The 18,730-nt window shown below is 69.8% G+C and carries 18 protein-coding genes and 1 pseudogene; 8 read left to right on the forward strand and 11 right to left on the reverse strand.

Translation table 11 applies throughout. The annotated features are described in order from the left end of the window. On the forward strand, positions 1-115 hold a 115-nt coding region (locus ABD52_RS38235; protein ID WP_200905183.1), incomplete at its 5' end, for an SUKH-4 family immunity protein. A gap of 2 nt (positions 116-117) precedes the next feature. Here ABD52_RS38235 and ABD52_RS11750 read toward each other — a convergent pair. The 3 genes from ABD52_RS11750 to ABD52_RS11760 all read right to left on the reverse strand — a co-directional run bounded on the left by ABD52_RS11750 (position 118) and on the right by ABD52_RS11760 (position 2,293). Next, positions 118-1,011: a hypothetical protein gene (locus tag ABD52_RS11750; protein WP_047891819.1), complete on the reverse strand. Its 894-nt coding sequence runs from the start codon at positions 1,009-1,011 to the stop codon at positions 118-120. 47 nt (positions 1,012-1,058) lie between these two features. Continuing rightward, positions 1,059-1,673, reverse strand: a complete 615-nt coding sequence (locus ABD52_RS11755; protein WP_013474676.1) for a dihydrofolate reductase family protein — start codon at positions 1,671-1,673, stop codon at positions 1,059-1,061. Between the two features lie 83 nt (positions 1,674-1,756). Beyond that, positions 1,757-2,293, reverse strand: a complete 537-nt coding sequence (locus ABD52_RS11760) for a DUF664 domain-containing protein (RefSeq protein WP_047891820.1) — start codon at positions 2,291-2,293, stop codon at positions 1,757-1,759. An 89-nt stretch (positions 2,294-2,382) separates the two neighbouring features. On the opposite strand from ABD52_RS11760, the pseudogene ABD52_RS38240 reads away from it, so the two are divergent. Next, positions 2,383-2,490 (forward strand): annotated as a pseudogene (locus tag ABD52_RS38240) (ADP-ribosylation/crystallin J1); the annotation flags it as partial. Between the two features lie 48 nt (positions 2,491-2,538). On the opposite strand, the gene ABD52_RS11765 reads toward ABD52_RS38240, so the two are convergent. Then, entirely contained in the window at positions 2,539-3,276 is a 738-nt protein-coding gene (locus ABD52_RS11765; RefSeq protein WP_047891821.1) for a VOC family protein, read from the reverse strand. Positions 3,277-3,419: 143 nt separating this feature from the next. Between ABD52_RS11765 and ABD52_RS11770 the strand changes: the two genes are divergently transcribed. Continuing rightward, entirely contained in the window at positions 3,420-3,845 is a 426-nt protein-coding gene (locus ABD52_RS11770) for an iron chaperone (protein ID WP_047891822.1), read from the forward strand. A gap of 25 nt (positions 3,846-3,870) precedes the next feature. Here the strand turns inward: ABD52_RS11770 and ABD52_RS11775 are convergent, their stop codons facing one another. Both ABD52_RS11775 and ABD52_RS11780 read right to left on the reverse strand, forming a co-directional pair. Beyond that, positions 3,871-4,824 (reverse strand): FAD-dependent oxidoreductase, encoded by a 954-nt coding sequence (locus tag ABD52_RS11775; RefSeq protein ID WP_047891823.1) that lies wholly within the window; start codon positions 4,822-4,824, stop codon positions 3,871-3,873. 70 nt (positions 4,825-4,894) lie between these two features. Then, a complete protein-coding gene (locus tag ABD52_RS11780) occupies positions 4,895-5,611 on the reverse strand; it encodes a hypothetical protein (RefSeq protein WP_013285183.1) in 717 nt (238 codons plus the stop codon). 205 nt (positions 5,612-5,816) lie between these two features. On the opposite strand from ABD52_RS11780, the gene ABD52_RS11785 reads away from it, so the two are divergent. From ABD52_RS11785 to ABD52_RS11795, 3 genes are read left to right on the forward strand one after another with little or no spacing between them, the layout of a single operon-like run. After that, on the forward strand, positions 5,817-6,149 hold the full coding sequence (locus ABD52_RS11785; protein WP_013285182.1) for a helix-turn-helix transcriptional regulator: 333 nt from the start codon (positions 5,817-5,819) through the stop codon (positions 6,147-6,149). Then, entirely contained in the window at positions 6,146-6,622 is a 477-nt protein-coding gene (locus tag ABD52_RS11790; protein WP_047891824.1) for an SRPBCC domain-containing protein, read from the forward strand. Before ABD52_RS11785 ends, ABD52_RS11790 begins: the two co-directional genes overlap by 4 nt. Then, positions 6,600-6,968, forward strand: coding sequence for a nuclear transport factor 2 family protein (locus ABD52_RS11795; protein WP_013285180.1), 369 nt, complete (start codon positions 6,600-6,602; stop codon positions 6,966-6,968). The genes ABD52_RS11790 and ABD52_RS11795 overlap by 23 nt, the downstream gene beginning before the upstream one ends. On the opposite strand, the gene ftrA is transcribed toward ABD52_RS11795, so the two are convergent. Beyond that, positions 6,935-7,936, reverse strand: coding sequence for a transcriptional regulator FtrA (ftrA, locus tag ABD52_RS11800; protein WP_047891825.1), 1,002 nt, complete (start codon positions 7,934-7,936; stop codon positions 6,935-6,937). The two genes, ABD52_RS11795 and ftrA, sit on opposite strands and share 34 nt — an antisense overlap. A 62-nt stretch (positions 7,937-7,998) precedes the next feature. Here ftrA and ABD52_RS11805 point away from each other — a divergent pair, with 62 nt between their 5' ends. After that, the gene (locus ABD52_RS11805) at positions 7,999-8,463 is read left to right on the forward strand and encodes a rhodanese-like domain-containing protein (protein ID WP_047891826.1); all 465 of its coding nucleotides are present in this window, start codon (positions 7,999-8,001) and stop codon (positions 8,461-8,463) included. A 54-nt stretch (positions 8,464-8,517) separates the two neighbouring features. Then, the gene (locus tag ABD52_RS11810; RefSeq protein WP_013285177.1) at positions 8,518-9,096 is read left to right on the forward strand and encodes a dihydrofolate reductase family protein; all 579 of its coding nucleotides are present in this window, start codon (positions 8,518-8,520) and stop codon (positions 9,094-9,096) included. Here ABD52_RS11810 and ABD52_RS11815 read toward each other — a convergent pair. From ABD52_RS11815 to ABD52_RS11830, 4 genes are all read right to left on the reverse strand, one after another. Continuing rightward, positions 9,078-9,788, reverse strand: a complete 711-nt coding sequence (locus ABD52_RS11815; protein ID WP_047891827.1) for a helix-turn-helix domain-containing protein — start codon at positions 9,786-9,788, stop codon at positions 9,078-9,080. The genes ABD52_RS11810 and ABD52_RS11815 overlap by 19 nt on opposite strands. A 40-nt stretch (positions 9,789-9,828) precedes the next feature. Next, positions 9,829-10,275, reverse strand: coding sequence for a hypothetical protein (locus ABD52_RS11820; protein ID WP_047891828.1), 447 nt, complete (start codon positions 10,273-10,275; stop codon positions 9,829-9,831). Positions 10,276-11,231: 956 nt separating this feature from the next. After that, entirely contained in the window at positions 11,232-11,681 is a 450-nt protein-coding gene (locus ABD52_RS37445; RefSeq protein WP_053065366.1) for a hypothetical protein, read from the reverse strand. Position 11,682: 1 nt separating this feature from the next. Continuing rightward, positions 11,683-18,315, reverse strand: coding sequence for an RHS repeat-associated core domain-containing protein (locus ABD52_RS11830; RefSeq protein WP_053065367.1), 6,633 nt, complete (start codon positions 18,313-18,315; stop codon positions 11,683-11,685). Between the last annotated feature and the right edge of the window lie 415 nt (positions 18,316-18,730).

Consider the following 18,730-nt stretch of genomic DNA (forward strand, 5'->3'; position numbering starts at 1 on the left):
CGCCGCGCGCGCGGCGGCGATCCGCGACGACCTGCGCCCGGTCGACCCGGTCGCGTTCGCGGATCCGGAGTCGTGGTGGAACATGGCCTTCGACGAGCTGGAGTCGACCGCCTGACGTCAACCGGCCGCCGCCGGTGCGGGCACCGCCGTACGGCGCGAACGGGTCAGGCCCGCGACGAGCAGCAGGTACGCGGTCAGCTCCACCGCCGCCGTCAGCGCCGCCACCGGCTGCGGCATCGCCGCGGTGGGTGTGATGGCGTACCAGGCGAACAGCGCGGTGCCGTCGGCGTCCAACGGATGCGGCACCGCGGCCAGCGCCGCGTCGAGCAGCGGCAGCGCGAGCACCGCCAGCAGTGCCGCCCCGGTCGCGGCGAGCCGCCGGCCCCGCCCGGCCAGCAGCGCGGCGAGCGCCAGCGCGGCGAGTGCGAGCGCCAGCGGCGGCAGCACCGCGAGGACGAGCGCGGGCACGGCGTCGACCTGGTCGTGGCCGGGGCCGCCCACCCGGGTCAGCGTCGTCTCGGTGCGGACCTCCACGACCCGGGTGCTCGCGGCCACGGCAGAGCCGACGTCGGCGACCCGGACGGCCGCGTACCCGACGACGGGCGCGGCGGCGACCGCGGCGGCGATCAGGTGCCGGCGTCGTCCACGGCCCCGGAACGCGAGCAGCAGCACCGCCACCGCGGCAAGCGTCGCCCAGCTGCCGGCGAGCGCCGCGTCGAAGCCGGCCGTGACGTCGAAGCCGCTGCCGGGGCCGCCGTACACCAACCAGGCGGCGTCCCCGGCGCCCGGCTCGGCCGGCATGGTGCGGACCGCGTCCACGACCAGCGGTACGAGCGCCACCGGCACCGCCCAGCGCGGGGCCGGCAGTCCGGCGGCGACGGCGTAGCCGAGCAGCAGCGCCAGGCTCAGCACCTCGGCGCCGCGCCAGAGCGGGGCGGCCACCAGGACGCCGACGACGTGTGCGACGGCGGACACCGCCGCGAGGATCAGCAGCAGCGGAGCGCGACGCACCGGCGGATCCTTTCACGACACAGCGGCCCGCCGCGGCCCCGTGGTCGTCAGCTCCCGGCCGGCACCTGGTCCTTGACGTCGTCGTAGCCGACCGCGCCCGGCGCCGGGGCCGGGGTGTAGATCACCCGGATCACGCCGGTCGGGTACGCCTCGGTCGCGGCCACCCGCAGGTGGTACGGCGCGTCGCCCTCGTCGAACAGCCGGCGGCCCTTGCGGGCGGCGACCGGGTGCACCAGCAGCCGCAGCTCGTCCACCAGGCCCGCGGCGAGCAGTTGCTGCACCACCGAGATCGAGCCGGGGATGAGGACGCCCTTGATGCCGGCGTCGGCCTTGAGCGCGCGCACGGCGTCGACCAGGTCGCCCTGGATCAGCTCGGAGTTGCGCCAGGAGAACTCCAGCGGCTGGCGGGAGACGACGACCTTGCGCATGTCGCCGAGCTGCTTGGCGAACGGCGCGTCCTCACCGCCGGCTGCCTCGCGGTCCGGCCAGGCGCCGGCGAAGCTGTCGTACGTCTCCCGGCCTATCAGCAGCACGTCGGAGGTGTCGTAGTCCTCGGTGACGGCGCGGCCCATGTTCTCGTCGAAGTACGGGAAGTGCCAGTCGGGGTCGATCTCGGCGACACCGTCGGCCGAGATGAACAGCGTGGAGATGACAGTGGCCATCGCGGTGCTCCTTCGCAGTGGGTTCGACGGGTTGACCGCCGCACCGTGTCAAACTCATCGGCCCGCGACGACGTCACCCGGGATCAGAACGGGAAATCCGGTGGCGCGCCCTCGCCCACCCGCCCGTCGACCGCCTCGCGGAGGAGGTCCGCGTGACCGGTGTGCCGGGCGTACTCCTCGATCATGTCGAGGAGCATTCTGCGGACGGTGGGGGTCCGGCCGTCCGGCCAGGTAAACGACGACGGCCCGGCCAGTCCACGTTCGGCGACGACGGCGCCGACCAGCCCGCGCGACCGCTGCACCGCGGCCCGCCACAGGGCGTACACGTCGTCCGGTGCGGCCTGCGCACCGAAGCGCCAGTCCCAGTCGGGTTCGGCGTCGAAGTCGACGCCGTCCCACGGCGATCCGTATGCCTGACCGGCCACCTTCACGGCCAGCCAGTCCGCCTCGACCAGGGCCATGTGCGCGATCAGGCCGCCGAGCGTCATGGTGCTGGCGGCGGTGACCGCGCGCAGGCCCGTCTCTTCGAGCCCGTCGGTCTTCCAGGCGAACGTCCGCCGGTTGCGCTCCAGGACGGCCAGCAGCGCCTCGGCCTCGCTCTCGGTGGTCGCATCGTCCATCGCCGAAGCATAGGCAGCCGGCGAAATCCATGGGGGCGGCGACGGTCCGCCGGTACGGTTCGCGGGACGAGACGCGAGAGGGGTACGCGATGACGGAGACGACGACGCTGTGGCGCCCGACCAGCCCGCGGGAGCTCGACCTCGTCCGCGCCTCCGGCTGGCGGGCCTGGCCGCCGCGGCTGCCGGACCAGCCGGTCTGACCGGCGCCGGGCGGGTGGTCGCGCCCGCCCGGCACCGCCGGTGGGTCAGGCCGGGGTGAGGACGCAGAACTCGTTGCCCTCCGGGTCGACCAGCACCCGCCACGGGATGTCGGCCCCGCCCAGGTCCGCGTCGGTGGCGCCGAGGGACCGCAGGCGGGCGGTCTCGGCGTCCAGGTCGTCCGACGCGTACGGGCGGACGTCGAGGTGGACACGGTTCCATCCGGTCTTCGCGTCGGCCGTGCGGGCGAACCGCAGGTACGGCCCGACGCCCTTGGCGGAGCGCAGCACGGCCTGCTTGTCGGTCACCTCGTGCACGGTCCAGTCGGTGGCCCGGCTCCAGAAGCCGGCCATGGCGCCCGGGTCGGCGCAGTCGACCACCACCTCGGCGATCGGCCCGGTGTCCGCGTGCCGCGGGTCCGGCTCCCGTACGCAGAACTCGTTGCCCTCCGGGTCCGCCAGGACCGTCCACGGCACGTCGCCCTGACCCACGTCGGCGGGCGTGGCACCGAGCGCGGTCAGGCGCGCGACCATCTCCGCGTGGTGCGCGGCCGAGGTGGTCGCGAGGTCGACGTGGACGCGGTTCTTCGCCGTCTTCGGTTCGGAGGAGACGACGAGGTCGACGTAGAGGAAGCGGGGGTCCGGGTAGGTGAAGCCCTCGGGTTCGAGGTTCGTCACGCCGGGGGCCTCGCTGGAGATCTCCCAGCCGAGCACCTTCGCCCAGAAGTCACCGAGCGTGATCTCGTCGTGCGCCTTCATGTTGATCTGTACGAGCCGGGTTGCCATGGCCGCGATGCTAGGGCGTGGGCCGTGCCGGCGTGGTCCCGGCAGGTGATCAGGAATCGAGAAGCGCACCGTGACCGCCGCGCCATAGCGTTGTCGTCAGGCGGTCGCACCACGCGGACCGCGAGCCACGAGGGGGAATCGAGATGTCCGACGGTTTCAGCGCCGAGGAGCGCGCCGCGATGAAGGAGCGCGCCGCCGAGCTGCGCGCCGAGGGCAAGAAGGGCGCCAAGAAGGCCGACGACCTCCAGGCCGTGCTCGACCGGATCGCGCAGATGGCGCCGGAGGACCGCGAGCTGGCCGAGCGCGTGCACATGACGATCACCTCCGCCGCGCCGGAGCTGTCGCCGAAGACCTGGTACGGCATGCCCGCGTACGCCGACGCGGCCGGCAAGATCGTCGTGTTCTTCCAGGATGCGGGGAAGTTCAAGTACCGCTACTCGACGCTGGGCTTCCAGGAGGCGGCGAACCTCGACGACGGCGACATGTGGCCGGCGTCGTTCGCGCTGGTGAAGTGGAGCCCGGAGGTGGAGAAGAAGATCACCGAGCTGGTGCGGGCCGCCGTGTCCTGACCGTGCCGCCGGACCGGCGGCCCCGTCAGGCGGCGGGCGCCGGGCCGAGGGCGAGCGCCGCGGCGTCGCGGGCGCAGCCCCAGGACAGCATCACGCCGTTGCCCGCGTGGCCGTAGTTGTGCACGACGAGCGCGTCGCCACGCCGCTCGGCCTCCACGCGCGGCGCCGCCCGGCCGGGACGCAACCCGACGCGGTGTTCGAGGATCTCGGCGGCGGCCAGGGCGGGTTCGATCGCGACGCACCGGGCGAGGACGTCGGCCTCCTCGGCCGGATCGGGGGTGGTGTCGTCGCTGCGCCGCTGGCCGCCGCCGAGCACCACGTGGTCGCCGTGCGGGAAGATCGACGCCCATGTCGGCGCCATCGGCGCCTCCATGAAGAACCGGTCCAGGCCGGGGTTGCGCACCACGATCCGAGGGCCGCGCACCGGGTGCAGGCCGGTGTCGCCGGTCAGCGTCCGCGCCGCCAGCCCGGCGCAGTTGACCACCACCGGGGCCGACGTCGCCGCCTCGTCGAGCGAGCCCGCCGGCGCGATCCGCACCTCACCGCCGGCGTCGCGGAAGCGCTCCAGGAGGTACGCGAGGTAGACCGGCATGTCGACCAGCGGCAGCCGGACGGTGAACGCGGTGCCGAAGCCGGCGGGGCGCTCGTCGTCGCCCAACTGCCGGAAGCCCGGCGCCTGGTCGGCGAACGGGGGCGTCGCCCCTTCCGGGCGGGCGGCGAGCGTGCCGTCGCGCCACGCCACGCCCGGCAGCGGCTCGGCGCCGAGCACCCGCAGCGTCTCGTCGGTCCAGGCGCGCTGCGGGTCGCCGGGCGGGGACAGATTCGGGCCGACCATCGCCCCGGCCAGCGCCGACGTCGTGTGCGCGGACGGCGCCGCGGTGCGGACGAGCACCCGGGCGCCGCTCTCGACCAGCCGGATGCCGGTGCTGAGCCCGCTCACCCCCGCTCCGAGGACGACGACGTCCGGACGTGCGGCCATGGCGGCTCCATCCACTCGACGGTCGCGGCGGTCCGTCCATTCTGCACCCCCGGGTGGCGCGCCGCCGTCGCTAGCGCTGCCAGGAGTCGAGGCCGCGGACCGCGGACCGGGCGACGTCGTCGGCCAGGCCGGGGTCGTTGCTGGTGCCCTCCCAGCCCTGGTCGTGCACGACAGTGACCGCGTCGGCGACCCGGATCACGAGGATCTGGCTGGTGGTCCGGCCCTCGGCCGGGCTGCCGTCCAGGCTGGTCGCCGGCCGGCTCACCGTCACCAGCAGGGCCTCGTCCCCGGTTCCGGCCATCGGCTCGGACCGGACGGTGACAGTGCCGCCCGAGGCCTGGAACGACCGGCAGTCCGCGACCGCGCCGCGGACCCGGCGCAGGTAGTCGGCCGCGCCGGTGCCCTCGAAGGCGAAGACGGTCTGGTGCAGCGTGCCGTAGGGGACGTTCTCCGGCGGGTCCTTGGGCTGCTTGTAGGCGCTCATCATGGCGGCGCTCGCGGTGACCGACCGCCCGCCGCTGCGGAACTCCTGGTCGCACAATCCGGGCAGCGCGTCGGTGACCTCCATCGGCTGCGCGTCGGTCTTGCGCAGCTCCGGCGGCAGATCGGCGAAGGCTGACGTCGGAATCGTGACGCGTCCGCCGGACGAGGCCGACGGCGACGGCGTCGCGGTCGTCGAGCCGGCGGCCGGCGGCGAGGTGGTCCCCGCGGCGCCACCGTCGTTCGCGCCGCCGTCGCCACACGCGCCGGCCAGCAGCGCGGTGACGAGCAGGGGTGCGCCAAGCATCCGTCTACGGCGACTCGGTGTCCTCACGTCGACCTCCGTCCCGGGCCCGTCCCGACGAATTCCCGATGCGGCGTCACCCGAAACAGCACCGCCACTCCCCCAACGCCCGGCCCCGCTGCCGGGTTCCGGCCGCTCCACCCACAAGGGTGCGGCGACTTCGCAAACAAATGCTTCCGCAAATGATTGTTTGCGATAGCGTGAGGGCATGCGCTCCGATCCCGACCTCGACCTCGCCTTCGCCGCCCTCGGCGACCCGGTCCGCCGCGCCCTGGTGACCCGCCTCGCCCGTGGTGAGGCCACAGTCGGCGAGCTGGGTGAGCCGTTCGATCTGACGCCGCAGGCCATCTCCCACCACGTCGGCGTCCTGCGCCGGTGCGGCCTGGTCGAGCAGCGACGCGAGGGCACACGGCGACCGTGCCGGCTGCGCGTCGACCGGCTCACCCGGCTGAGCACGTGGATCGACGAGCAGCGCCGCGCCTGGGACGACCGCCTCGACGCGCTGGAGACGCACCTCTCCGCTCCGGAGGCGACCCGGTGAGGGCGGCTACCGAACGACACGGCGACGAACTGATCGCCCGCCGCCATCTGCCCGCCCTGCCCGACCGGGTGTGGGATGCCTTCACCTCACCAACCGGGATCGCCGCGTTCTGGGGCGGCTCACACGCCACCGTGCCGCAGGCGTCGGTGACTGTCGACCTGCGACCCGGCGGGGAGTTCGCGCTCGACACCCGTGCCCCGGACGGCCGGACCGGGCGGCTGCGGTTCGTCTACGTACGCGTCGAGCCGCCAAGCGAGCTGGTGTTCGACGAGCCGGTCACCGGCCTGCGCACCACAGTCACGCTGCGGCCCGCCGGACACGGCACCGACCTCACCGTGCACCAGCGCAAGCTCCCGCCCGAGCTGCGCACCGACCAGGCGGCCGACGGGCTCGCCTCGATCCTCGACGCCCTCGCCGCCCACCTCCGACACCACGACGATGGAGACAGCAGTGACCCGAGCAACCCAGCGTGACCTGGTCGCCGAATACTTCGACGGCTTCCGGGCGAGCGACCACGAGCGCATCCTCGCCACGCTCACCGACGACGTCGAGTGGGTCATCCACGGCCACCGCACCACCCGGGGCCGGACGGAGTTCGACGGCGAGATCGAGAATCCGGCCTTCACCGGCAGCCCGCAGCTCGACGTCGAGCGCGTGCACGAGGACGGGCCGGTCGTCGTGGTGACCGGCGAGGGCCGGGGCGTCAGCGTCGAGCACGGGCCGTTCCGCTTCGCCTTCAACGACCTGTTCACGTTCCGGGACGGGCTCATCGCCCGCGTCGACTCCTACGTCGTACCGCTGGGGTCTGCCGGGTCGTGAGCACGGCGGCCGCCGGGCCGGGTGAAGGCCCGGCGGTACGCCGACGGCGAGGTCCGCATCGCTGCGGTGAAGTGGTGCCGGAACGTCACCGCCGTCTCGAACCCGACCGTCGTGGCGACCTCCTCGATCGGCGCGGTGGTGGTCTCCAGCAGCGGGAGGCTGGCCTGGACGCGCCGCTCGATCAGCCACCGGATCGGGGTGGTGCCGGTGGCCCGCGCGAAATGCCGCAGGTAGGTACGGGCCGACATGTGCGCCCGCCGTGCCAGCCGGTCGACGGTGATCGGGGCGCTGAGGTTCGCCAGCGCCCAGGACATGCTGGCGGCGAGCCGGTCGTCCTCGGGGTCGCCGGGCACCGGCGCCTCGATGAACTGCGCCTGACCGCCTTCGCGGTGCGGCGGTACGACCAGCCGGCGGGCGACCGCGTTGGCGATCGTCGGACCGTGGTCGCGGCGTACCAAATGGATGCAGAGGTCGAGACCGGCAGCGCTGCCGGCGCTGGTGAGGATGTCCCCGTCGTCGACGTAGAGCACGTCCGGGTCGACGCGTACCGCCGGGTGGCGCCGGGCGAGCAGGTCGGCGTACCGCCAGTGGGTGGTGGCGCGGCGGCCGTCGAGCAGTCCCGCGCCGGCCAGGGCGAACGCGCCCGAGCAGATCGACACGATCCGGGCGCCGCGCCGGTGGGCCGCGCGGAGCGCGTCGGTGAGCGCTGGTGACGGGTCGGCGTGCAGGTCGGCGACGCCGGGCACGATCAGCGTGCCGGCGGCGGCGAACGCGTCGAGGCCGTGGCCGGTGTGCAGCGTCGCGCCGCCGACCAGCCGCACCGCGCCGGGTGTCTCCGCGCAGACGGTCAGCTCGTACCAGCCGACGTCGAACTCCGGGCGGGGCAGGCCGAAGACCTCCGTGACGATCCCGGTCTCGAACGCCGACATGCCCTCGTACGCCAGCACCGACACGGTGGCGCGGTTCATGGCGGGATCTTAGCGAACAGCGTCGCTCGCGCCACTGGAGCGACCGGACGGCGGCCACCACGATGGGTGCCATGTCGAACGTTCTGCGCATCCCCGCTGCCCGTCCCGCCGACGCCCTCGCCCACTTCGCGGCCCGGCTCGCCTTCGAGGCCGACGTCAGCGACGTGCACGCCGACCTGGAGGCGGGCGTGACCGGCCTGGTCGTGATCGACTCGCGCTCCCTCCCGGCGTGGCGGCAGGGGCACATCCCCGGCGCCGTGCACCTGCCCACCGCGGAGATCGCCGGCCGGGCGGGCGAGCTGGTACCGGCGGACGCCACTGTGGTCACGTACTGCTGGGGGCCGGGCTGCAACGGCGCCACCCGCGCGGCGCGGGAGTTCGCCCGGCTCGGCCGGCCGGTCAAGGAGATGATCGGCGGGTACGAGTACTGGGTGCGGGAGGGCTTCCCGGTACGCACCGAGGCCGGGCTGGTCCGGCGGCCCGCCGACGACCTCACCGCCCCGGCCGGCGCGACGTGCGGCTGCTGAGGCGTGTCGGTTCCGTACAAGACGGCAGGTGGTGGCCGTTCCTAGCATGGCCGCATGCGTGATCTTGTCTACACCGGATTCATGTCGCTCGACGGCGTGGTGGACTCCCCCGGCGGCGGTCCGGGCGAGGAGCACCGCAGCGGCGGCTGGGTCGTCAAGGACGTCGAGTTCCTGCCGGAGGCGTTCTCGCTCAAGGGTGAGGAGTTGGAACAGACCACGGCGCTGATGTTCGGACGGCGCAGCTACGAGGCGTTCGCGCCGACCTGGCGCGACTCCGAGGACCACGCCGCCTACCGGGATCTGCCGAAGTACGTGGTGTCGTCAAGCCTGCCCGAGGACGCGCTGATCGACGGCTGGGGACCGCTGACCGTCCTGCGGAGCACCGCCGACGTCGCCGCGCTCAAGCAGGGCGACGGCGGCGACATCTTCATCCACGGCAGCGCCGAACTCGCCCGCCGTCTCGCCGAGGCGGACCTGATCGACAGGTACCACCTGCTCGTCTTCCCGGTGCTGCTCGGCGCCGGCAAGGGCCTGTTCAGCCAGGCGGACCGGGACCGGCAGACACTGCGTCTGCGCGACTCCGCCGCCTACCCCAACGGCGTCGTCAAGCTGATCTACGACGTGACCCGCTGAGCCGGGTCCAGCGCTATCGCACCACCGGCGCCCGCGCGCAGCTCACCGGCCGTCCGTCCGACGTACCGGCGCAGCGCGCGGGCCAGGTGCGGTTCGTCCACGTACCCGAAGGTGGCGACCGCGTCGGCGGGCGGGCCGCCGGCGGCCAGCAGCACGGCGGCGCGGCGCGCGCGGTCGATCTGCCGCACCGCGCCCCGGGTCAGCCCGGTCGCCGCGCGGAACCGGCGTTCGAGGGTACGCGGTGACGCCGGTGGACGGCCGCCGCGCAACGTCTCGGTGACGAGCGGGTCGCGGACCACCGCACCGGCACGGACCAGCCGGTCCACCAGGGCCTCGGCGTCGTCCGGGCCGGGTGTGGGCCACCGGCCGCCGTCGAGCCGGAACGTCCGGCGGCTCACGTCGGGCAGCTCGGCGCCGCTGTCCACCAGCTCGGGCGTGGGTACGAGCCGCAGCGAGGTGCCCACCGCGAACTCGATGCCGACGAATGTGGCGCCCTCGGGCACCGGCGCGGTGCCGGTCGCGGTCTCGGGGCCGGAGACGGCCGCGTGGGAGCGCCCGTCGCGCTGCCAGAACACGAGCCCCCAGCACGGGGTCGCCACCGAGGTCATCTCGTCGACCCGATCGCTGGTGCAGGTCCACACGGTGTCGATCCAGGCCGAGTCGGACGCCCGCGTGGTGAACCGCAGCTCCACGGCAGGAGCATACGGAGCTTACCAGCTACACGTGACATCCCTACCGATCGTTATCGTATCGGAAATCTATATACAGCTCGTCGCCACGCACCTCAGCCCTCAGGGTCGCAAGTCCAAATACGAGCTCTACGCCAACGATTCTCCCTGAAGTGATGAGCAGGTTCAGGTCGTCAAGTCGCGCACCGATGAGCCTGCAGAAATCGCGATCGCTAGACACATCAAAGGCGACCCATTTCCCCGACCTAGCCACGAACTCTCTGTTCTCAAGGCTGAGTGGCTCCGCGAATGAGTCAACCCACTCGCCAACCGCAAGCCTCAGCGACTCACCATCATCGCCGGACTCCAGCCGATACACAGCACCGCTGTCAAGTGTGACCTCGAAAGGCCCTTCGTCGACGTCGCGGGCCCCTCCCGGCTGGACGTAATTGATGCGCCTGACCCGCACAATCGCGCTGCTCAGCATACTTGCAAGGCGGTCATCGAACATCGGTGCTACCTTCCATGTCAAACCTATGACACCCTACCCAGGGCACATACATGGCCGCGGTGCACCGTTCGCAAACCACGTGCTGGTATTCCCGCCTGGGTACATGCTCACGAAGGTTCCATCCATCTTCGTAATGAGCAAGTCATCGCCCTGACGAATCATGATGTTATCTGGACCGCCTTCATGATCGGTCCGATCCGGACCTCGTGAGGACCGGCGTGGATTTCTTTCATTCGTCGCAAGAACGAATCGCGACGAGCCGGGTTCGCAGGATCCATTCCGTAGCCTTGGGCATGCTTCCCCCACTTTTTCCGAACTGGGCCGAATTAACGCTCAGATCCGGTAGGCCGCACCCGTTGGTGTTGTGGACCAGCACCGGGCCGTTACCGGCCATCACATAGTACGTGTGGGATTTTCAGTCCGTCACGCAGTGTGACTTACTTGTTTATGACGTTTCACCTGGCCTTTCGCGTGTGGCACCCACTTGCCGAATCGACGTCTATCGGTGTTGACGGCGACGGTGACGGCAACCTGGGGAGACGTCCGCGCCCTTCAGTGGTCAGGGCATCGATGGGTGGCGTTCTCCGCCCTCGACCAAAATCCGACTGGCTCAAAACTGCTCTACAGGATCAAGATCGGCCCGGCCGAAGCCGGGCCGCGCGCACGCGCTCAAGGCCTACGGCCCCGCGCGCACGCCCAGCAATACCGAACACAAGCTTCACAGTCGGCACGCCGGCAGAACAGAAGCACCCGCCATGCCGGACGGGAAGTCCGGGATCAACTGCCGCAACAGAGCAGCGATCCCGGACCACATCTCAGCTGACCGCTCAGCCCATTGAGCGGCAGTCATCGATTCATGCTTTCGCTTGACGGTAACCCTGACGGCAACGCCCACGATCCAGCACAGGCAACGACATCAACACCGCTACGCACAGCAACGCTGCACCAATGGAAGCTCAGGCAGTCACCAGCTTGGATCGGGCCGCTGCGTAGCCGTCCGAATTCACGGGGACGATCTCTGAGATCCGATCGAAGAAGCGTCGGCCAGCCGCATTGAAGACCTCGTCAAACTCAGCTCTATTGACGCTGATCCGACGCACATGCTCTCCCCCAGTGGACGAGATAAGAACACGGGAACCCTGCACCGAGAACTCAATCCGAATCGGCTGATCCGGATAGTAAGTGCTCGCGGCGCCATCCGCCCGAAGCCGCTCCAAAGCATCCGCCAGATAGGACCATAGTTGATCGACATAGTCCCATTCCCGCTGACCAACAATCTCCACGCCATCCGCAACGATCTCGATCGCGCCCTCGATATAGTCGGGGTCTGCTGGACGATCCCCATATGAATCGACGTGCACAAACGATCCGTCAGTGAGCCTGATAAAGGAGTTAACAATCAACATCTCAGTTACCCGGCAATGGATAGAACTGGCCAACTCGACCGTTGTTGACTCCGAGTACGTAGTCCACGCCGTTCACATTTCCTTGCACCTGATACATGCCTCGCCCTCCACGCCGTGCCAGCGTATCCCGGTTCTGCCGCATAACAGAGCCGATCGCACTCTGCACATCCTCCACAGACATGGAGCGGTCGAAGAAACTCTGCTGCGCCTTCACTGAGCCATCCCAGTGGGCGGGATGATGCCGCGTAAGGATGTGCTCCATGCCCTTCTTGTCAAGCAGGAATTGCTGGTTGCCGAACTGGAATCGCTCACTCTGCCAGTTACGCAGTGCAGGGATGCATCCGCCCGTGTTGTGCACGAGGACCGGCGTGTTGCCGGCCATCACATAGTACGTATGGATGCCGCTGACGGTGAGGTTGTAGGCGGGAGCGGTGCGTACAGAGGCCGCACGAAGAGCGCCAATTGGCTCGACGGTCCCACCAGGACCGACGACGAGGTCCCCCGGGTCGAGCTCATCGGCACGCTGCCACTTGCCGTCGGTCCGGTTCCAGAACGGGTGATCCTCGGTGGTGACGAGGACGGCGTCACCGACCTCAAGCTCGATCAACTCATCGAGATGAACCCAGACCTGCTCGACGGTTCGAGGTCCCTGCTCGCCGGTTTCGGGATCCGCGGCAATCACCTCGTCGCCCTCTTTAACCTCGTCAAGCGGTTTGCGCGAGCCGTCCGCCATGAGAACCTCAGTGTCGCCACTGAAGCTCATCATGCAGCCGCCGTGCTTTCCGCCCGCGCCACCTCCGGGCTTCGCACCAGGTGGGGAGAGCTGCTTCCCTAGCGCTCCGGCCCCGCCGCCCATCAACTCGTCTGGGGGGAGATTGGCAGCCAGCCAGCTGAATCGTTGCTCCGCCAGTTCCTCGATCCACTTGTCACAGCCACCAGGCCGACCCATCTGCGCACAGATGCTCATCGCAAGGATGCGCTCGTTCTCCGCCATCCAATCCTCCGGACCAGGTCCCGAGTTGTAGAGGAATTCGCCTCGTTGCTCGTTCCACCGGCGGGTGAACTCCTCAAGCGGCACCGTTTCAGGAACCTCGATGACGTGACCGAGGATTCGCGGGTCGTACTTACGCTTGGGCGCGCTGCCCGACAGCTTCCGGCCCTCACCCCACGCCTGGTTCGCCTCACTGCCGCATCCGCCCGGGCAGCCCTTGGTCGGGCTGTATCCGTAGCAGTCGAACCGGCCGCAGTCGTCGGGGATCAGCCCGGAGGGATCACTCATCGTGACCGGGGAGTTGTTCGCGTATGCGTAGCCGTTCCACTGCTGCGGGCTCGACAGATCCTGGAGCGGGTCCAGGGAGACGAAGCGACCGGTGCTCGGGTCGTAGTTGCGGGCACCGACCTGGGTCAGCCCAGTGTTGGTATTGAGGGGCTGGTTGAGGAAGCCACGGTTGTCGGGCGCGGTGACGGTGGCGCCGCGCTGCCCGCCGTAGGGGGTGAACTGGCGCCAGGTGGGGATCTGCGCCGTGTTGTTGAGGTAGAGGGTGGGGTTCCCCTGGTGGTCCGGGATCAGGTAGCTGTAGTTGGTGCCGCTACCGGTCCGGATCGCCGTGGCACCGTTGGGCAGCGGGTAGTAGCGGACTCCGCTGACCGTGTTGGTGGTGGTGTTCAGGGTGATCTGTTGGGTCGGCAGGTAGAGCGTGGCGGTGCCGGGATCCTTCTGGACGAGGAGATTGCCGTCCGCGTCGTACAGGAAGCGGCTGTCCCCGTCCCGGCCCCCGGTCACCGCGGTCAGCTCGCCGGTCTCGTCCCAGGTGAGCGTCTGGTTGCCCTGGCCCGCGTTACGGGCGGTCATGTTGCCGCTCTTGTCGTAGGTGTACGAGGTCGAGCCGGTCAGGCCGCCGGTGGTCGTCGTGCCGGTCAGCGAGTGCGGCTGGCCAGCGCCGTTGCCGTTGTAGACGTAGTCGGTGGTCGTGTCGGACCCGCCGCTGAGGGAGCGCTGGATCTGGGTCTTACGGTTGCCGACGGCGTCGAAGGTCCACTCGGTCCAGAACGCGCTGGTGGAGCCGATGCCGCTGCCCACCATGGAGCGGTTGCCCGCGGTGGGCTGCGTGGAGCAGTTGTCGGTGGCGGTCCAGGCCGAGGTGAGCCGCCGCAGGGCGTCGTGGCGGTAGCACTGGGTCTCGGCCGCCACGCTGGGCAGGTTCCGGGTTTCGACCTGCTTGATGATGTTGCCGAACCGGTCGTACTCGTAGTCACGCTGCCCGACGTCGGAAGTGCTGGTCGTCGTCTTGGTGATCTTGCGCTGCTTGAGCCAGCCGGTGTGGTCGTCGTAGATGTTGGCCATGCTGGCCTGGCTGGAGCTGGTGTTGAGGCCTCCGCCGGTGATCCGGCCCCACGCGTCATAGTTGGTGACGTTTGCGTAGGTGGCCAGCAGGCTGCTCGCCCCGTTGGGGATCTCCAGCGCGCTCTTGTAGGAGTAGGTGACCGTCTCGGCGGGCAGGCCGCCGGCAGCCTGCCAGGCGTCGCTGTACGGCTTGCCGGTGACGGCCAGGTACTTGTGCGTGAAGGAGTAGGTATTGCCGAGCAGCCCCTCGGTCGCCGGGATCGTGATCGTCTCGCCGGTGGAGGCGCCGAAGGCGGTGAAGCCGCCGTACTGGGTGGTGTAGGCGGCGCCGTTGCGGTAGGTGGTGGCCGTGGTCAGCTTGCCGATCGGGTTCGTCATCCCGGCAACGGCGTTGTTGGTGTTGTCGTACTCCCACTTGCCGAACTGGTTGGCCGACGACTGGTCCTTCTTTGCGGCGGTGAAGCTGCCGGTCCTCCGGTTGATCTTGTCGTAGACGTAGGAGACGGTTTTCTCACGGGAGTCGGTGATCTCGGTGATGTTGCCGACGCCGTCATACGTCGTTCTGGTGGTGCCGGCGACCGGGTCCGTCTTGCTGGTGACCCGGCCGAGCAGGTCGTACTGGTTCTTCCATTCGGCTCCGCTCGCGTCGGTCAGGAACGCCTGGTTGCCCCGGTCGTCGTAGCCGTAGCTGGTGGCGGTCGTGGTGCCACCGCTCACCCGGAAGGTGCCGGTGAACGCGTTCGCCGGGCTTACCAGGGCGGGCGCGGCGGTGTACTCGAGCAGCGTGGTGGCACGGCCCATCGGATCGGTGACGGCAGTGGTGACGGTGCCGCCCGGCGGCGGGATCACCGTGGTGCGGTCACCGTTGTAGACAGTGCGGGTCGACGAGACGACCAGGTTGTCGCGGGCGCTCTCGGCGAGGATCACCCGGCCCGCACCGTCGTAGGTGTTTCTCGTCTGGTTGAGCACCTTCTTGGCCAGGTCCGGCGCGTACACAGGGGTCGTTCCGGGATCCCGCTCGGCGTCCCACCAGCCGTTGTAGGTTTCCGTCACCCAGCCGCGGCTGTCGTAGAAGGTGTCGGTGATCATGCGGCCGCCGGCCGGCGTCGTGGTCTGCGTCTGCCGGGGACGCAGTTGGGCGTCGAAGATCTGGGTGGAGACGGCGTACCCACCGGAGTTGTTCAGCGTCTCGGTGGTGGTGGCGCTCGGACCAGTCTTCTGAACCAGGTAGGTGTAGCGATAGTGAGGTGAGCTGCTGGTCGCCCGGGAGGCAGCCCATACCGCCTTGACCCTGCCGAGCGCGTCGTACTGGCGGGTGGTCACCACGTTGTTGACGTCGTTGCTCACCGTGGTGAGGTTGCGCATCGGCGTGACCGTCGCCGAGGTGGAATGCCCTTCGGCATTGGTGGTCTTGACCCCAACGGTCAGACCGACCGAGTTGTCGGTATACGTGGTCCGGCTGACGTTGCCGTTGGCGTCGTAGGTGGCCACGGCCCGTCCGTAGCTGTCGAACTCGGCACGGTCGCTGGTCTGGTAGACGTAGGCGCCGGACTTGTAGTCCTCGGCCTTGCGCACCATCGTGACCATGCCCCGGGTCGGCACCTTGGTCTGCGGGAAGGTCTCGTCGAACGCGGGGTCGTCGTAGTAGGTCCGCGTGTGGGAGACAACCTGGCGGGGTCGGTCGACGTTCGCCGGGGCGGTCAACGTGTTGACGCTGCCGGGAACGGTGGCGGGCGACCCCTGGGAGTAACCGCCACAGGCCACCGACACGGTCTCGACCTGGCTGATCAGACCGGTGATGTTGGCGGCGGTGTTCGCCGGCGCGTACTTCGTGGAGGTGCAGCGGTCGTAGGCGGGATCCACCGGCACGGTGTGGTCATAGGAGTGCGTGATCAGGCCGAAGGTCGGCGAGTTGACGTTTGTGTCGTACGTGGTGTCGGTCTGGCTGTAGCGCCACGTGGTGGTCTCGGACGAGGTGACCGCCTGCCGGTTCCACTTCTGGACCTGTCCCATCTTGTGGGCGGTCAGCGCGGGCAGGCCGACGCGCTCGCGAGTGGCAGTGGCACCGGATACCCAGTAGGACATCACCAAGGAGGTCTCCACCGGGCCGGTGTCGCCGCGATGGGTGGTGGTCTCCAGCTCCCGACCGGCGAGCTGGTCGAGGTCCTCGTGCTGCCCACCCGCGGAGTCCGTCACCCTCACCACGGTGCTGTTGTTGTTCTTGGACATGCCGCGGTAGTAGGTCGAGACGGACAACGTCTGTGCGTCGTTGACACCGTCGCCGTTGCGGGTCTCGACCTTGCCGTATCCCCGGAACTGCCCGTAGGTGCGGTACTTGGCCTTGACCACCTCGTTGTCGTCGTAACGCCAGGCGGCGCCACCGACGTAGCTGTAGCTGGTCGAGGTCTGCCGGGCACCACCCGTGGGATCGGTGGCGGTCACCCGGGTGACGGCGTACTTGTGGAACCAGTCGAGTTTCGGCGCGGTCAGACCGTCCGGCGTCCAGTAGACCGGATAGCAGGAGCGTGTGTTCGACTCCGGCGCGACGGTGACCGGCGCGGTGCACGGGACCGGCAGCTCGTAACTGGCGGTGATCTTGGAGCCGGTCTCCGTGGTGACCGTCTCGATGCGCTGCCGGTAGAACGACGGGAAGCCGCCGGCGGTGTCGACCCGGTTGGCGAGTTTCTTCCCCGTGAAGGACACGGACGGCAGGGTGATCGGCGTCGTCGATCCGCCCGAGGTGAGGTCGTGCCCGGTGCGGGTGATGGAGTCGAGCCACAGCGTGGGCGCGGTGCCGTCGCCCGTGACCGGCATCGTCTGCGCCAGCGTGTAGGTGTCGACCGGCAGGTGCTTCCGGGCGGTCAGGTCGTACTGCTGGGTCTGGATGGAGGTGAGTCGCACCGTGGAGAAGAACGACGGGCTCCAGGACTTGCAGTCGGTGTCCTTGGCGCAGACCAGGTCGTAGGGGACGTCGGGCCAGTTGGCCTTCGTGGATTCGTTGAGCGGCTTGCAGGTGCCGGAGAGGCAGCGGTCGTCGGTGTTGAACACGACCCGGTTCGGCACGGTGCCGTAGGCACCGCCGTCGCTGAAGCCGTAGTCGATGCGGGCCAGGCTGCTGTCGCGGATGTAGGGGACGTCCGTTGCGCCCTCGTTGCGCCCGTAGTAGTTGACGTCCTGGTTGTAGAAGTAGGCCATCGCATTGCCGTGCGGGTCCTTGACGTAGTCGAGGTTCCACCGGTGAGCCATGGTGCAGACGGACGCGCCGAACCCCGCGCTGTCGTAGCAGGGGTCATCCGGGTGCGGGGAGTAGACCGGGCCGTAGTCGACGGACTTGGTCTCCGGCTTGTCGGCGGACCAGCCCGGGAGGCGGTTGCGTCCGAACTCGTAGATCGTTCCGTCGGGCTCGGTCACCCGCCAGTACTCGGTGTTGTAGGTGCCGCTGCCGTTGTTCGACCCGGTGACCCGGGTGACGACGGAGCCGTTGTCGCTCTGGAGCTTCCAGACCTCCTTGTCGTCGTCCCAGATCAGCGACGTCGACGAGCCGTTCAGCGACAACGTCAGGATCGGCCCGGCGTAGCAGCGGTCGTAGGTCTTCTTCGGCGACGGGCTGCCGCCCGGGTTGTCCTTGCACGAGACGAACGTCTGCTCGACGTAGTTACGCGGCGTCGACCAGCCGTCGCCGACCCAGGACGCCTGCGCGTTGGTGGCGACGGTCTGCCCGTCGACGGCGCTCGAGTCGTAGGAGAGGGCGAGCTGCGGCGCGAGCTTCGAGCGCGACGGCGGCAGGGTCACCGGGTACGAGTAGCTGAACGATCCGGTGCTGCCACCGGCGCTCCACGATCCGGAAGGCTTGAGGTCGGTCGCGGCGTAGGTGCCGCCCTTGCCGCCTTCCTCACCCGCGCCTGCGACTGCGGCGACGAGCATCTGCGCGCCGGTCCTCGACACGGCGGTCTCCACCGGGATCTCGGCGGAGACGGTCCTGGTGGCGCTGTCGTTCGTGGACGACAGCGGCTGCTGCTTGCGGCATTCGGCGCGCTGCGGGGTGTCCAGCGCGCAGGCCGGCAGACGAACCAACTTCAACCGCAGACCGTAGTTCCCGCCGTACGCCTCGGCGAAGGAGTCGTAGTCCACGCCGATCCGCACGGTGCCGGTGGTCTTCGCCGACGAGTTCGCCTGCGGAGTGACGCCCACGAGCAGTCCGTCGACGCCGGTCGCGGTGGCGGCGGTGCGGTCGAGTACACGCACGTCCAGGCGCTGCGGACCGGTGTAGGCGGCACGTCCCTCCGCCACCGGGCTAACCCAGACCGGGGTGCCCGCCGCGCGGGCCTTGGACGCGCCGGACGAGCTCTTCGCGACGCCACTCAGGTCGACCTGCGCGGCGGCGGCCCGAGGCCAGGTCGTCCTGGTCGGCTTGAAGCTCGTCCTGGCGTCGTTCCGGGGTGCCACGAACCGGCTGGGCAGAGGCTTCACCCCGTCGACCGACCTGCCCGGCGACGGGACCGGTGGCCGGGCCACAGTCGGTGCGGCTGCGGCGGGCGNCGGCGGGCGTGCCGACCAGCACCCCCGCCGCGACGATTGCGGTGACGACTGACGTGACCAGCCGCCTGCGACCCGTGAAGAGCCGCGATCCCCCGTGCCTGAGCATGCGTGTCCCAACCTGAGTACGGATGAGGTGACCACACGGGTCATCGATGTCGCTCACCCC

The sequence above is a fragment of the Micromonospora sp. RV43 genome, assembly GCF_001029515.1.
GTDB classification, from domain to species: Bacteria; Actinomycetota; Actinomycetes; order Mycobacteriales; family Micromonosporaceae; genus Micromonospora; species Micromonospora aurantiaca.